This is a genomic window from Methylobacterium sp. A52T (assembly GCF_053346095.1).
In genome coordinates this window covers 1-12,874 of the sequence record NZ_JBKFBI010000157.1, presented here as the reverse complement: position 1 = coordinate 12,874, position 12,874 = coordinate 1, and the positions used below count along the sequence as shown (strand labels likewise).

Sequence of the window (12,874 nt, the reverse complement as noted above, 5' to 3'; positions counted from 1 at the left end):
GCCGGGCGCTCGCGAGGCGCCCGGTCCGCGACGTCACGGTCGGCGCCGCCTACCAGCCATTGATGCGCGGCCAGACGGCGGCGACCCGCCCGTCGGCGTCGAGGACGTGATAGCGGTCGTACTGGGCGCCCGTCGCGCAGGCGTGGTTCGGCAGGACGCGCACACGGTCGCCGATGGCCAGGTCGGGGAGGGCGGCGCGGGAGCCCGGACGCAGGGCGAGGATGCCGTGCTCCTGGTTGGCGTCGGCGACGATCAGGTCCGGGTAGGGGCGGCCGGCGCGGTCGCAGACCACGCCGTAGCCCTGATCGACCGCCTGCCGGGCCGTGCCCCGGTCGCGCGACAGCGCCATCCAGCCGGCATCGGTGATGATCCAGCCCTTGTCGCGGCGGTGCCCGATCACGGTGGCGAGCACGCTCACCGCGATGTCGTCGACCGCGACGGAGCCGACCCCGGCCTGGAACAGGTCGCCGAACATGAACACGCCGGCACGGACCTCGGTGATCCCGTCGAGGTTCCGGGCGTAGCGCGCGGTCGGGGTCGAGCCGACGCTCACCACCGGGCACGGCAGGCCCGCCTCGCGCAGGAGGGTGGCGGCCGTCACCGCCGCCGCGCGCTCGCCCTCCGCGGCCGCGGCGAGATCCTCGGGATCGCTGAGACCGTAGCTGTCGCCGGCGTGGAGCAGCACGCCGCGCAGGTCCGCCCCCGCGCCGAGCGCGCGCCCGATCGCCACCAGCAGCGCCGCGTCGGCCGGCTTCACGCCGGAGCGATGCCCATCGGCGTCGACCTCGATCAGGACCGGCAGACGGTCGCCGGTCCGCGCGGCCCAGGCGGCGACCGCGTCCGCCTGCTCGATCGAGTCGAGCACCACGGCGAGGTCGGCGCCCCAGCGGCGCCGGACCGCGCCGACGCGGTCGAGCTTCTGCGGGGCGATGCCGACGCCGTAGATCATGTCCCGGACCCCGCCCTCGGCGAAGTACTCGGCCTCGCGCAGGGTCGAGACGATCGCCGGGCCGCCCGGACCGGTCATCGCCAGGCGGGCGACGTCGATCGACTTCGCCGTCTTCAGGTGCGGCCGGAAGGCGACGCCCAGCCGGTCCAGGTGCGCCCGCAGCCCCGCGAGGTTCGCGCGCAGCCGCGCTTCGTCCAGGAGGAGGCACGGTGTCTGGAGCGGACCCGACGCCCCGCCGGGCTCCGCTGACGGCACCTGCGTCCCGATTCCGGTCTCCGGCATGTCCGCGCCTCCCTGTCTCGCTGCCGGGTGACAGATCATGCCGGGCCGCGAGACGCCATTAATCTGTTCGGCATTCTGGATTAAGGTCGGCCTTAATGCTCGACACCGACGATCTCCGCTTCTTCGTCGCGGTGGCGGCCAGCCCGTCCCTGGCCGCCGCGGCGCGCAGCCTGAACGTGTCGCCGCCCGCCGTGACGCAGCGGCTGCGCGGCCTGGAGAAGCGGCTGCGGGTCCATCTGGTGGACCGCTCCGGCCGCGGCCTCACGCTGACCGACGAGGGGGAGCTGCTGGCCGAGCGCGGTCGCGACCTCCTCGGCGCCTTCGACGATCTCGCCGACGCCCTGGCCGAGCGGGTCGGCGCGGTGACCGGACATCTGCGCGTCGTCGCCCCGCTCGGCTTCGGGCGCCGCTACGTGGCCCCGGTCGTGACGGCGTTCCGGCTCCGGCATCCGGGCGTGCGGATCGACCTGCTGCTCTCGGATCGCCTGGGCCGCATCCCGTCCGAGACCTGGGACCTCGCGATCCACGTCGGTGAGATCAGGGAGGCGACCCCGAGCCTCACCGTGCGCGCCCTCGCGCCGAACGACCGGATCCTCTGCGCGGCGCCCGCCTACTTGGCCCGGCAGCCGGCCCCGCGCGTGCCGGCCGATCTGCGGGATCACACCTGCATCGCGCTGCGCGAGAACGACGAGGACGTGACGCTCTGGCGCTTCCGCGCGGCGGACGGCGCCGAGGTCCGCGTCAGGGTGGATGCGGGCTTGGTCAGCAACGACGGCGACGTGGTGCGGGGCTGGGCCCTCGCGGGCCTCGGCGTGATCGTGCGCTCGGAATGGGATGTCGCCGACGACCTGCGCGCGGGGCGGCTGGCGCGCCTGCTCGAAGGCTACGCCCTGCCGTCGGCGCCGGTCGTCGCCCTGCTCGGCTCGGAACGGCGGTCGCGCGCGGCCCGGACGGAGCGGTTCCTCGAGGCGCTCCGGCGCTCGTTCGATCCGCTCCCGTGGCGCCCGCCCGCGGGGCCGGGCGCGGCCGCCGGCGATGCGGCGCCTTGAGGCGCCCCGGCCCCGAACGCTCCGTCCGACGACGCCCGATCCCGCTCAGCTCCGGATCTCGATCGGCGTGCCGACCTCGACCCGCGCGTAGATCGAGCGGGCCTCGGCGTTGGTCACGCCCACGCAGCCATCCGTCCAGTCGATCAGACGATGCAGGCGGCCGACCCAGGAGAAGCCGTTCCTCAGACCGTGGATCATGATGTCCCCGCCGGGCGGCACGCCGGCCGCGGACGCCGCGGCGCGGTCGGCGGCGTCCGGATAGGAGATCCGCAGCGCGAGGTGGGCGATGCTGTCCGGGTTCTTGCCCGCGATGCGGTAGCGGCCCTCCGGTGTTCTGCCGTCGCCCTCCATCGCCTTCGGGCCGACCGGCGCGAAGCCCAGCGAGACGCGGTAGACCGCCAGCACGCGTCCGCCGCGCAGCAGCGTCAGGCGCCGCTGCGCCTTCACGCGGACGAGATCCGCACGCTCGGCTTGCGGCACCAGACCGGGGGCCGCGGAGCCTGCGGGACCGTCGGCCGTGCCGAAGAGGAGGGCGAGCGGCGCGACGCACAGGAACGGTCCGACGAGGTAGCGGCGTCTCATCGGCCGATCCTATGGGACAGGCGGCTCGCGGCCAAACGACCGGGCCCGGATCGCCGCCGGTCAGGATCGATCTCGAAGTCAGGCGGCCCATCGGAGGGCGTTGCGACCGGCGTGCTTCGCCTCGTACAGAGCGCTGTCGGCCCGCTGAGCCAGCGCTTCGTAGCGCTCGCCCACGCGCGCGACGGCCAGGCCCATGCTCAGGCTGACCGGCGCCTCGGACCCGGCACTGGTCGAGCACGCCGCGGCGCGTGCGCTCGCGCGGATCCGCCCGCACACCGCCCTGGCGCGCTCGAGATCGCTCTCGCGGAGAAGGATCACGAACTCGCCGCCGAGGCGCGCGACCGGATCCCCCGGGCGGATCCGCGACGCGAGCAGCGATCCGAGCATCTCGAGCGCGCGATCGCCCGCCGGATGCCCCCAAGCGGTCGTTGATCTGCTCGAAAAGATCCCCGTCGATCGCGATCGAGGCCGTGGAGGTCGAGGGTCAGGGCCGCCGCCGGGGCGTCGGCGGAGCGCCTCGACCGGACAAGCTCGCTTCGCAAGCAAAGGTGGCTAAAAGGCCGGCATTAACCAAAGCTTAATTATCTGAGGAGGGCCGCTCCAGCTGCCTAGCTCCGCAACGCCGGCTGCGATACGGTTAAGGATCACTTAACGGATCCGAATACGATGGCGTCTATTACAGGTCTCGCCAAAGACTTGGTGCCATACCCTGGTCCTGTGCCGCTGCGACGGCGTCCGACGGCCGCGCGGCGGCCGAGCGAGAAGCGGGTCGCGCCGACCGTCTCGACTCCCGACCACGGCCTTTCCGAACTCGCCCAGATCGAAGTCAATCTCGAAACCGACACCAGCACCCTGTGGGCCTTCATGCGCCCGCAGGGCCGCCCGTGCCAGAATCCCGAGATGCTGGCCGACTTCAGCCGGCTGCAGGATGGCATCGAGCGCGGTTTCGGCAACGGCAGCCTCGACCTGAACTACTTTGTCTTCGGTTCACGATTTCCCGGCGTGTTCAGTCTCGGCGGTGATCTGAGCCTGTTCGCGAGCAAGATCCGCGCGGGCGACGAGGCCGCGCTGGTCGGTTACGGCAACGCGTGCGTCGATGTTCTTCATCGCAACATGAACGCGCTGAACCTGCCGATCATCACGATCGGCCTCGTTCAGGGCGACGCGCTGGGCGGGGGGTTCGAGGGCCTGCTCTCGTTCGACGTGATCATCGCCGAGAAGGGCACCAAGTTCGGCTTCCCGGAGATCCTCTTCGGGCTCTTCCCCGGCATGGGGGCCTACAGCTTCCTCGCCCGGCGTCTGGGGACCATCAGGGCTCAGGAGATGATCCTCGATGGGAGAACCTACACCGCGGAGGAGATGCACGAACTGGGGATCGTTCACGTCCTCGCCGAGCGGGGCCAGGGCGAGGCGGCCGTGCGCGCGTACATCGCCGGCAACCACCGGCGCCGCAACGGGCAGCAGGCGATCTATCGAGCCGCCCGGGAGGTCAATCGCATATCGTTGGAGGAGCTGAGAAAGATCGTCTCGGTCTGGGCGGCCGCCGCGATGAATCTCACGGACAGGGATCTGAGCATCATGGAGCGGCTCGTCCTGGCTCAGGACAGGCTCCGGGGAAAAGCCCAGGCCGCTCAGGCCCGCAGGGTGACCGCGCGGTGACCGCACGGGGGCCGGCGGGGTCAACTCGCTAGCTTCGTCACGGGCTCCGCGGCCGCGAGCATGGCCCGGATCTGGGATGCGGCGACCGGACGACTGAACACGTAGCCCTGGATCAGATCGCAGCCCTCCGCCCGGAGGATGGAGAGCTGCGTCTCCGTCTCGACGCCCTCGACGACGATGGCCATCCCGATGCTCCGTCCCATCCCGACGATGGCCCGGATGATCGCGGTCGACTCGGCCTTCCTGTCCAGGTCCCACACGAACGACCGGTCGATCTTCAGCTTGTCGAAGGCGAAGTTTCTCAGGGAGCTCAGGGACGAGTAACCGGTTCCGAAATCGTCGATCGACAGGCGGATCCCGAGCTGACGGAGCGTGTGGATGGTCTCGACGATCTTGTGCGTCGCGCCCAGCGTCACGCTCTCCGTGATCTCGAGCTCCAGGCGATGCGCCGGGAGGCCGGAGCGGTTCAGCGCGCCGATGACGTGGAAGGCCAGCTGCGGATCACCGAACTGCCGCGGCGACATGTTGACCGCGACGCTCACGGTCGACGGCCAGTTCCGGGCCTCGCGGCACGCTTCGTTCAGAACCCAGTCGCCCAGCTGGACGATGAGCCCCGTGTCCTCGGCCACCGGGATGAAGTCCGACGGCGGGATGTAGCCGGAGACGGGGTGCTGCCACCGTAGCAGGGCCTCGCAGCTCACGATCGCCCCGGTGCTCGCGTCGACGATCGGCTGATAGTGCAGCTCCAGTTCGCCGTTGGTCAGGGCGGCCCGGAGATCCGACTCGAGGGCGTGCCGCGCGCGCGTGGCCGCTTCCATCTCGTGCTGGAAGATCTTGAACCCGCTCCTGCCGGCCCCCTTGATGGCGTAGAGGGCGATATCGGCGCATTTCAGCAACCTGTCCTCGTCGTTGGCATGGAACGGGGCGATCGCGATGCCGATCGAGGCGCCGACCGTGACGTGGGTGCCGTCGATATCGAAAGGTCGTTCCAGCTCGTGCAGGACGCGCTGCGCGAGATCCTCCGCGACGGCCGGCGACGTGACGGATTGCTGGACGATGACGAACTCGTCGCCGCCGAGGCGGGCGACCGATCCGGACAGCGCCCCGATCCCGCGCAGCCGGTCCGCCACCATCTGCAACAATCTGTCTCCGGCCGGATGCCCCAGCGTGTCGTTGATGACCTTGAAGTGGTCGAGATCGAGCAGATGGACCGCGAAATCGCCCTTGCTGCTGGCGCTGGCCCTCAGCGCCTGGGAGACCTTGGCCTTGAAGCTGCTGCGGTTGAGCAGGCCGGTGAGATCGTCGTAACTCGCCATCTGCTGGATGCGGGCTTCGCTCCGACGCCGCTCGGTGATGTCCTCGAAGATGATCACGTAGCCCTTCTCGGCGGTCCGCCGCTGCATCAGGGAGACCACGCGATCGTCGGGGAGGATCAGGACCAAGTTTCCCGACCTCAACGCGTTCGACGCCGCCGAGAATGTCGAGAGCGTCGCGCCGCGCCCCGCGGTCCGCTCATCGATGACGGCGCGGCTCAATGCGTACAGCGATTTGGCCGTCGAATTGGTATGGATGCGGTTCGAGGGAATGCCCGATATCGAGAGGAACTGGTCGTTCCAGACCTGGAGCCGGCCGCGCGCGTCGAACATGCACAGCCCGTGCGACATGTTGCGCAACGCGATGTCGAAGAGATTGGCCTGGGCCTGGAATTTCTCGGCGAGCGCCTCCTTCTCGCGCGTCGTCACCAGGGCCGACACGATGATCTCGCGCGTGCTGAGCGTGATATCGATCATGCCGTAGGCGAACAGGAGCGAGAGGATGCCGAGCGAGGCCCGCTCGCCGTCGCCCGACACGAGCAGGCCCGCCGACAGCGGCATCGCCGACAGGAGCACCTGCGCGATGGCCAGCAGGGGGCGACCCGCGTTGCGGCCCGAGATGCCCGCGGCGTAACCGATCGTGAACGTGGGGGTGATGACCTGGAGCGCGAGGTTGGACGACCGCGTCGTGATGAGGAACGACAGGATGCCGAGCGACGCGGCGTAGGCGAACGCGCCGAGGGAGAAGTAGGTCTCCCAGAGCTCGTAACGATCGTGCTTCTGCGGCCCCTTCGTCAGGTAGATCCGAGCGAGCACGATGCGGGTGAGGCCGATCAGGCCGACCGCGAACGCGGTCACCGTGATCGCGCGATCGTCGGACCAGAACGCCGCGGCCGTGGCGACGATCGTCCCGGACGCGGCGCCGACCGCGAGCGACGCGAAAGGCTGATACAGCCCGTCGACGAGCGAGCGCTTCACGCCGCGCGCGAGGAGGGCATCTTCAGCGAGTGCGGCCCGCAGCTTGGAATACAGTCCCAACGCGGCGTCTCGCTACTTCGCTCTCGTCGAGGGGGTCATCATTGTAGCAGTTCAATCCCAGGTTATATCCGCATATTAGCGGCCTCGAATTTCAGAAATATTGAAAACCGTGGTTAACGGCGCGCGCGGGGCAAATCTCTGCTTCGAATATTTGTCTCCCGTGCGCAAATATTCCGTGATCTTCGCCGTTCACGGGGCCGAATATCGGTGCCGCTCCGGGCAGTCCGGCGCATGTATGGACGGGACGGGCGCGGAGGGTTCACTCATATCCTGCCGGGCGTTGGGCCGCGGACACCCCATATCCGGAGCTGTCGTCTTGCTCGGCCGTGTTCGGCGCGAAGACGTCTGCCTGTTCGTCAGACGTCGCGGCGATCGGGCGATCCTGCCCCGGCGGCATCGCGGCACCGCCGATCCCGTTTCGCGCTCGACGTCTGCATCGGCGCCCGGACGACGTCGTCTCGTCGGGGACTTTCACGCTCCCGGGCGCGCCTCGCGCGCGCGACATCGCTGTCCGCCGTGCGCGACCGCCGTTGCGTGTGAGCCGCCTCCCCGGCCGATCGCGCTCGCGGAGCCCGGGCCACCCGCGCGCCGCCGGCGACCGGCTCAGCCGATCCCGAGGCCGCGGATGAGCAGGACGGCGACGGCCAGCAGCACGAGGAGCGAGGCGGTGACCGCCATCGTGACCCGGCCGCCGACCTGGGCCAGCACGCGCACGTCCACCCCGAGGCCGAGCGCGGCCATCGAGACGATCGTGAGGAAGCCGGCGAGGCGGGAGATCGGCGCGACCCAGGCGTCCGGGATCAGCCCGAGCGAGCGCAGGCTCGCCAGGGCCAGGAAGCCGAGGATGAACCACGGGACCAGCTTGAAGAAGCCGGGCCGGCGCCGGGCGCTCCCCGGGGCGCTTCCCCCGGCAGGCTCGGCTGTCGCTCCCGCCGCCGGCAGGCGCGGGGCCAGGAGCGAGAGCGCCAGCACCACCGGCCCGAGCATCAGCACCCGGACCAGCTTGACCAGCGTGCCCACCTGCGTGGCGAGCGGGCCCACCGGGACGGTCGCGGCCAGCACCTGCGGCACCGCGTAGACGGTCAGGCCCGCCAGCACCCCGTACTGGTGCTCGCTGAAGCCGACGAGCGGCACGAACAGCGGCAGGCCCAGCACCATCAGCACGCCCAGCACCGCCGTGAAGGCGATGGCCGCCGCCACGTCCCGGCTGTCCGCCCCGATCACCGGCGCCACCGCGGCGATCGCCGAGTTGCCGCAGATCGCGTTGCCGCAGGCGATCAGCAGCGCCATGCGCACCGGCAGGCCCAGGGCGCGGCAGAGCGCGCAACTCGCCAGGATGGTCAGCGCCACCGCCCCGACGATGCCGGCCAGCAGCGCAGGGCCCGAGGCGACGATCGCCCCGAGGCTGACCGCGGCGCCGAGCAGCGTCACGGCCACTTCCAGCACCTGCTTGGCCGAGAAGGCGATCCCGGCCTTGAAGCGCGCGCCCGGCACCCAGGCGGTCCGCACGGCCGTCCCCAGCAGGATGGCCAGCACCAGGGCCTCGACGTAGGGATGGCCGGTCAGGTGCTCCTCGCCGGCCTGCAGCACCTGCGCCACCGCGGTGATGCCCAGGCACAGGAGCAGGCCCGGGATCAGCGTGCCGGCCGCCCCGGCCCAGGCGGAGGCCCCCCGCGACCCGGTCGGCGCGGCCCCGGACCGGTCCGGCACGGCGGTTCTGACGGTCATCGCGCGGCCTCCTGCCCGGTCTCGGCGCTCAGTAGGCCGCGCCGAGATAGCCGGCGATGGCCCGGGCCTGCTCCTCCGTGATCGGCGCCCGGTAGACCTTGATCATCTTGGCGACCTCGGCGTCCCAGAAGGCCTGCCCCTTCCTCGGTGGCTGCATGGCGACGTAGTCGGCCGAGTGGCAGGTCAGGCAGTTCTCCTGCGCGGCCTGGAAGCCGGCCGCGTGCGCGGCATCCGGGGCCGGCCGGAACTGCGCCGTCGGCTCCGGCAGCGCGTAGGTCTCGGGCGCGGCCAGCGCGGGTGTCGCGGCCAGCGCGGCGGCGATCGCGACGACCGACGCGCGGAGCGGGCGGGTGCTGAACATGCCGATCCTCCCTCTAGGCCGCGCGCACGCGGGTCGTCTCGACGACGTTGCGCATGTAGCCGGCGGGGTTCCAGCGCGGCTCCATCGGCTGGGTCGCGCCGTCGTTGCCCGTGGCCCGCACGCGCAGGGCGTGGGCGCCCGGCGCGAGATCGACCTCCGCGGTCCAGGTGCGGAAGGCGTAGGGGCCGAGATCCTGGCCGAGCCGGGCCGCGCTCCAGGTCCTGCCGTCATCGGCCGAGACCGCGACGTCCCGGATGCCCGAGCCGCCGTCGAACGCGATGCCCCGCAGGGCGACCGGACCCGCCTTCACCGGCACGCCGTCGGTCAGGTTCGTCAGGAAGGAGCGGACGTTGAGGCGGCCGATCGGGACGGTCCTGTCCGGCGCCTTGCCGGGCTCGGTGCAGGCGCAGGGATTGTCGGGGATGCGGTAGGCCGTCTTCATCCAGAAGCCCTCGAAGGGGTGATCGAGGACGGCGATGCTGTCGAGGTGCTTGACCCAGTAGGTGCCGTAGTAGCCCGGCACCACGAGGCGGAGCGGGAAGCCGTTGAGCCAGGGCAGGTCCTGCCCGTTCATGCCCCAGGCGAGCATCACCGCGCCGTCCCGGGCGTGGTCGAGGGTCAGCGCCTTGGCGAAGTCCGGCGTCTCGGGCAGGACCGGCCCGTCGAGGCCGTTGAAGGCGACCTGCACGGCGCCGGCCTTCACGCCGGCCCGGTCCAGCACCGTCTTGAGCGGCACGCCGGTCCAGCGGGCGCAGCCCATGGCGCCGTTGGCGAGCTGGCCGCCGGCGATGCGCGGCTCGAAGAAGCCGCGGGAATTGCCCGAGCACTGGTTGACCGCGACGATCTCGGTCTGCGGCATCGCCTTGAGGTCGGCGAGCGACAGGGAGAGCGGGCGCTCGACCTGCCCGGTCACGGCGACGCGGAAGGCCTGCGGGTCGATCTCGGTCGGGATGTCGGCGAGGTGGTAGCGGACGAAGAACGCGTCGTTCGGCGTGATCGCGCCCCCGTCGAAGACCGCGAACGGCGTCTCCAGCTGCGGCGGGCGCGCGGTCATCTGCAGGAGCGGCCGCTTGCCCGGATAGGCCACGAGCGGCCGCTCGCCGTTGCCGAAGGGCAGCGTCGCGCCGTCGGCCGCCCGTGCGCGCGGCACGCCCCCGAGCGCGCCGAGGGCGCCGAGGGCGCTCAGCCGCATGAAGTCCCGTCTTCCGCGATCGGTCATCGCGCGCTCCCCGTTCAGGCTGTGGCAGCGGAGGTCCGGTTCGGCGCGCCCCGCCTTCGACTGCGGGGCGGCGCGTCGGAGGAATCCCGGTCAGCGAAGGACCGAGAGGTAGTGGATGTCCTGCGTCAGGCAGGTCGAGAGGCGCCACTCGACCGGCCGCTCCTCGAGGTCGATGGCGACGCGGTCGATCTCGAGGGCGGGGGTTCCGGCGGGCACCTGGAGCAGCTCGGCCTCGCGAGGGCCGATCGCCACGGCCTTCAGGCGCTCGTTGGCGGTGGCGATCGTGATGCCGTAGCGGGTGGCGTAGAGGCTGTAGAGGGTGTTGGGCAGCTCGATCTGGGCGATGCCCGGGAACAGGCCGGCGGGCACGCTGATCGTCTCGACCACGCACAGCGTGGCGTCGACGGCGCGCACGCGCTCGATCCGGACCACGCGGGCGGACCGCACGAGGTCGAGGCGCCCGCGCTCGTCGGCGCTGGCGGCCGCCTCCGCGATCCCGGTGACCCGGCTCGTGGGCATGCCGGTGCCGTCGCCGTCCGGCCGCAGCTTCAGGAAGCGGAAGACGCTCTGCTTGTCGTCGTGGTCGGCCACGAACGTCCCGCGGCCCTGGCGGCGCACCAGCAGGCTGTCGGCGGTGAGCGCGTCGAGGGCCTTGCGCACCGTCCCCTGGCTGACGCCCAGCTCGGCGGCGAGCTGCCCCTCGCTCGGCAGGATCTGGCCGGGCTGCCAGACCGCGTCGGCCAGGCGCTTCAGCAGCGTGTCGTAGACCTGCCGGTAGAGCGGGCGGAAGCCGACCGCGCCGGCGCGTCCCGAGTCTGCGCGCCCCGAACCTGCCTGCCCTTCGCCTGACCGTTCCATCGCGTGACGACGCAGAGCCCCATCCGTGGGTAGAGCGTCGAAGGTTGTGTCCAGCACCTCTCCCTCCTCTCGCTTACGTCGCCCTGCCGACGGGAGCAATCACGGGTTCTCCCTCCGCACAGGCGTTACGCCTCACAGCGCCCGGATCTCGGCCACGAGGGCTTCGGCCACGTCGAGGCCCGCCTCGGCGGCCCGGCGGCGGAGCCCGAGCCGGCGGCTGCCGGGGATCCGGGCGCCGTCCTGCGCCTCGATCGCGCCGGCCAGCGCCGCGAAGCGCTCCGGCGCGTCCGGGCTGAGCGCCGACGCGTCGAGGGCGAGGATCAGCTGGCCGGTCCCCGGCGGGTCGCCCGCGGCGTCGAGGAACGAGGAGGCTTCGCCGGCGAAGCGCGCGCCGACGAGCCCGGCGGCGAGCAGCTCGACCATCAGGGCGAGCGCCGTCCCCTTGGCGTCGCCCAGCGGCACCATGGTGCCGTCGAGGGCCGCCGCGGCGTCGGGCGTCGGGCGTCCCTCCGCGTCGAGCGCCCAGCCCTCGGGGATCGGCTCGCCGCGCTTGGCCGCCCCGACGATGTTGGCGCGGGCCACCTTCGACAGCGCGAGGTCGACCACGATCGGCGCGCGGCCCGGCAGCGGGCAGGCGAAGGCCAGCGGGTTGGTGCCGAACACCGCCTGACGGCCGCCCCAGGGGGCCATCGCGGCGGGCGTGTTGGCGAACAGCAGGGCGACGCAGCCCTGCTCGGCCAGGGCCTCGACCGGGCGCCCGGCCGCGCCGCAATGGTGCGAGCGGCGGATGCCCGCCGCCGCCACGCCCTGCTGGCGCGCGACGCCCGGAAGCGCCTCCAGGGCGAGATCGATCGCCGGGTAGGCGAAGCCGTGGGCGGCGTCGATCGCGAGCAGGCCCGGCCGCGGGCGCGACGCAAGCGGGACCGCGTCGCCCACGACCTTCCCGGCCCGGACCTGCGCCGCGTAGGGCGCGACCCGCGACAGGCCGTGGCCCTTGAGCCCGTCCGCCTCGGCGCCGACCAGCGCGCGGGCGACGCTCCGGGCCGCGGACTCGGCCGTGCCGCTGCGGACGAGGGCGTCGGCGGCGAAAGCCTCGGCCTCCGACAGGGTGAGGTTCGGCATCGGCTCAGCGCTCCGTGAGGTGGCGGCGGACGGCCTGGGCCGTGACGGCGGAGACGCGCACGTTCGATTCCTGCGTTACCCCGGCGATGTGCGGCGTGAGGATCAGGTTCGGCACGTCCGCGAAGACGGCGCCCGCCGCCGCGTCGAGGGGCTCGCGCTCGAACACGTCCAGCGCCGCGCCGCCGAGATGCCCGGAGCGCAGGGCCGCGGCCACCGCGGCCTCGTCCACCACCCCGCCCCGGGCCGCGTTGATCAGGATCGCGCCCTTCGGCATCCGCGCCAGCGCCGCCGCGTCGATCAACCCGCGGGTCCGATCGGTGAGCGGCACGTGCAGCGAGAGCACGTCGCTCTGCGCGATCAGCGCGTCGAGCGCCCGGCTCTGCACGGGGCCGGTGGCCGGGTTCCAGGCCGGGTCGCCCGCGGCCACGAAGGGATCGTGGGCGGCGACCGTCATGCCGAGGGCCGCCGCCCTCCGGGCGGTCTCGCGGGCGATCGAACCGAAGCCGACGAGGCCGAGGCGCTGGCCGGCGATCTCGCGGCCCATCAGCGCGTTGCGCGGCCACGCGCCGGCGGCGACGGCGGCGCTCGCCCCGTAGGCGCCGCGCAGGAGCAGCATCGCGGTGGCGACCACGTACTCGGCGACCGCGCCGTCGTTGGCGCCGGTCGCCGGGTAGACCGCGATGCCCCGATCCCGGCAGGCCGGGACGTCGATGT

At 72.3% G+C, this 12,874-nt stretch carries 12 protein-coding genes; 2 read left to right on the top strand and 10 right to left on the bottom strand.

What is annotated here, in order from left to right:
• Nucleotides 1-49: 49 nt before the first annotated feature.
• The gene (locus tag ACLBYE_RS26350) at nucleotides 50-1,231 is read right to left on the bottom strand and encodes an alanine racemase (protein WP_447696427.1); all 1,182 of its coding nucleotides are present in this window, start codon (nucleotides 1,229-1,231) and stop codon (nucleotides 50-52) included.
• Nucleotides 1,232-1,326: 95 nt separating this feature from the next.
• Between ACLBYE_RS26350 and ACLBYE_RS26345 the strand changes: the two genes are divergently transcribed.
• Nucleotides 1,327-2,280 (top strand): LysR family transcriptional regulator, encoded by a 954-nt coding sequence (locus tag ACLBYE_RS26345; RefSeq protein WP_447696426.1) that lies wholly within the window; start codon nucleotides 1,327-1,329, stop codon nucleotides 2,278-2,280.
• 45 nt (nucleotides 2,281-2,325) lie between these two features.
• Here the strand turns inward: ACLBYE_RS26345 and ACLBYE_RS26340 are convergent, their stop codons facing one another.
• Nucleotides 2,326-2,862, bottom strand: coding sequence for a L,D-transpeptidase family protein (locus ACLBYE_RS26340; protein ID WP_447696425.1), 537 nt, complete (start codon nucleotides 2,860-2,862; stop codon nucleotides 2,326-2,328).
• Between the two features lie 78 nt (nucleotides 2,863-2,940).
• Entirely contained in the window at nucleotides 2,941-3,408 is a 468-nt protein-coding gene (locus ACLBYE_RS26335) for a GGDEF domain-containing protein (protein ID WP_447696424.1), read from the bottom strand.
• A gap of 120 nt (nucleotides 3,409-3,528) precedes the next feature.
• Between ACLBYE_RS26335 and ACLBYE_RS26330 the strand changes: the two genes are divergently transcribed.
• Nucleotides 3,529-4,521 carry a crotonase/enoyl-CoA hydratase family protein gene (locus tag ACLBYE_RS26330; RefSeq protein WP_447696423.1) on the top strand — a complete coding sequence of 331 codons (993 nt, stop codon included), beginning with the start codon at nucleotides 3,529-3,531 and terminating at the stop codon, nucleotides 4,519-4,521.
• Between the two features lie 20 nt (nucleotides 4,522-4,541).
• Here ACLBYE_RS26330 and ACLBYE_RS26325 read toward each other — a convergent pair whose 3' ends face one another.
• The 7 genes from ACLBYE_RS26325 to ACLBYE_RS26295 form a co-directional block, all read right to left on the bottom strand.
• A complete protein-coding gene (locus ACLBYE_RS26325) occupies nucleotides 4,542-6,872 on the bottom strand; it encodes a putative bifunctional diguanylate cyclase/phosphodiesterase (RefSeq protein WP_447696422.1) in 2,331 nt (776 codons plus the stop codon).
• A 603-nt stretch (nucleotides 6,873-7,475) separates the two neighbouring features.
• Nucleotides 7,476-8,600, bottom strand: coding sequence for a YeiH family protein (locus ACLBYE_RS26320; protein ID WP_447696421.1), 1,125 nt, complete (start codon nucleotides 8,598-8,600; stop codon nucleotides 7,476-7,478).
• Nucleotides 8,601-8,628: 28 nt separating this feature from the next.
• Complete coding sequence (gene sorB / locus ACLBYE_RS26315) at nucleotides 8,629-8,961, bottom strand: SorB family sulfite dehydrogenase c-type cytochrome subunit (RefSeq protein WP_091681709.1); 333 nt, start codon at nucleotides 8,959-8,961, stop codon at nucleotides 8,629-8,631.
• 13 nt (nucleotides 8,962-8,974) lie between these two features.
• The gene (gene sorA / locus ACLBYE_RS26310) at nucleotides 8,975-10,180 is read right to left on the bottom strand and encodes a SorA family sulfite dehydrogenase catalytic subunit (RefSeq protein ID WP_447696420.1); all 1,206 of its coding nucleotides are present in this window, start codon (nucleotides 10,178-10,180) and stop codon (nucleotides 8,975-8,977) included.
• 90 nt (nucleotides 10,181-10,270) lie between these two features.
• Nucleotides 10,271-11,095, bottom strand: coding sequence for a GntR family transcriptional regulator (locus tag ACLBYE_RS26305; RefSeq protein WP_447696419.1), 825 nt, complete (start codon nucleotides 11,093-11,095; stop codon nucleotides 10,271-10,273).
• 75 nt (nucleotides 11,096-11,170) lie between these two features.
• Nucleotides 11,171-12,160, bottom strand: coding sequence for an Ldh family oxidoreductase (locus ACLBYE_RS26300; RefSeq protein WP_447696418.1), 990 nt, complete (start codon nucleotides 12,158-12,160; stop codon nucleotides 11,171-11,173).
• Nucleotides 12,161-12,164: 4 nt separating this feature from the next.
• The coding region (locus ACLBYE_RS26295) for an NAD(P)-dependent oxidoreductase (protein ID WP_447696417.1) at nucleotides 12,165-12,874 on the bottom strand (710 nt) is incomplete at its 5' end.

What these genes read in the sequence shown, in the direction of transcription:
- sorA (WP_447696420.1), bottom strand. Translation starts at nt 10,180, where the DNA reads ATGACCGATCGCGGAAGACGGGACTTCATGCGGCTGAGCGCCCTCGGC.
- ACLBYE_RS26300 (WP_447696418.1), bottom strand. Translation starts at nt 12,160, where the DNA reads ATGCCGAACCTCACCCTGTCGGAGGCCGAGGCTTTCGCCGCCGACGCC.
- ACLBYE_RS26330 (WP_447696423.1), top strand. Translation starts at nt 3,529, where the DNA reads ATGGCGTCTATTACAGGTCTCGCCAAAGACTTGGTGCCATACCCTGGT.
- ACLBYE_RS26345 (WP_447696426.1), top strand. Translation starts at nt 1,327, where the DNA reads ATGCTCGACACCGACGATCTCCGCTTCTTCGTCGCGGTGGCGGCCAGC.
- ACLBYE_RS26350 (WP_447696427.1), bottom strand. Translation starts at nt 1,231, where the DNA reads ATGCCGGAGACCGGAATCGGGACGCAGGTGCCGTCAGCGGAGCCCGGC.
- sorB (WP_091681709.1), bottom strand. Translation starts at nt 8,961, where the DNA reads ATGTTCAGCACCCGCCCGCTCCGCGCGTCGGTCGTCGCGATCGCCGCC.
- ACLBYE_RS26320 (WP_447696421.1), bottom strand. Translation starts at nt 8,600, where the DNA reads ATGACCGTCAGAACCGCCGTGCCGGACCGGTCCGGGGCCGCGCCGACC.
- ACLBYE_RS26340 (WP_447696425.1), bottom strand. Translation starts at nt 2,862, where the DNA reads ATGAGACGCCGCTACCTCGTCGGACCGTTCCTGTGCGTCGCGCCGCTC.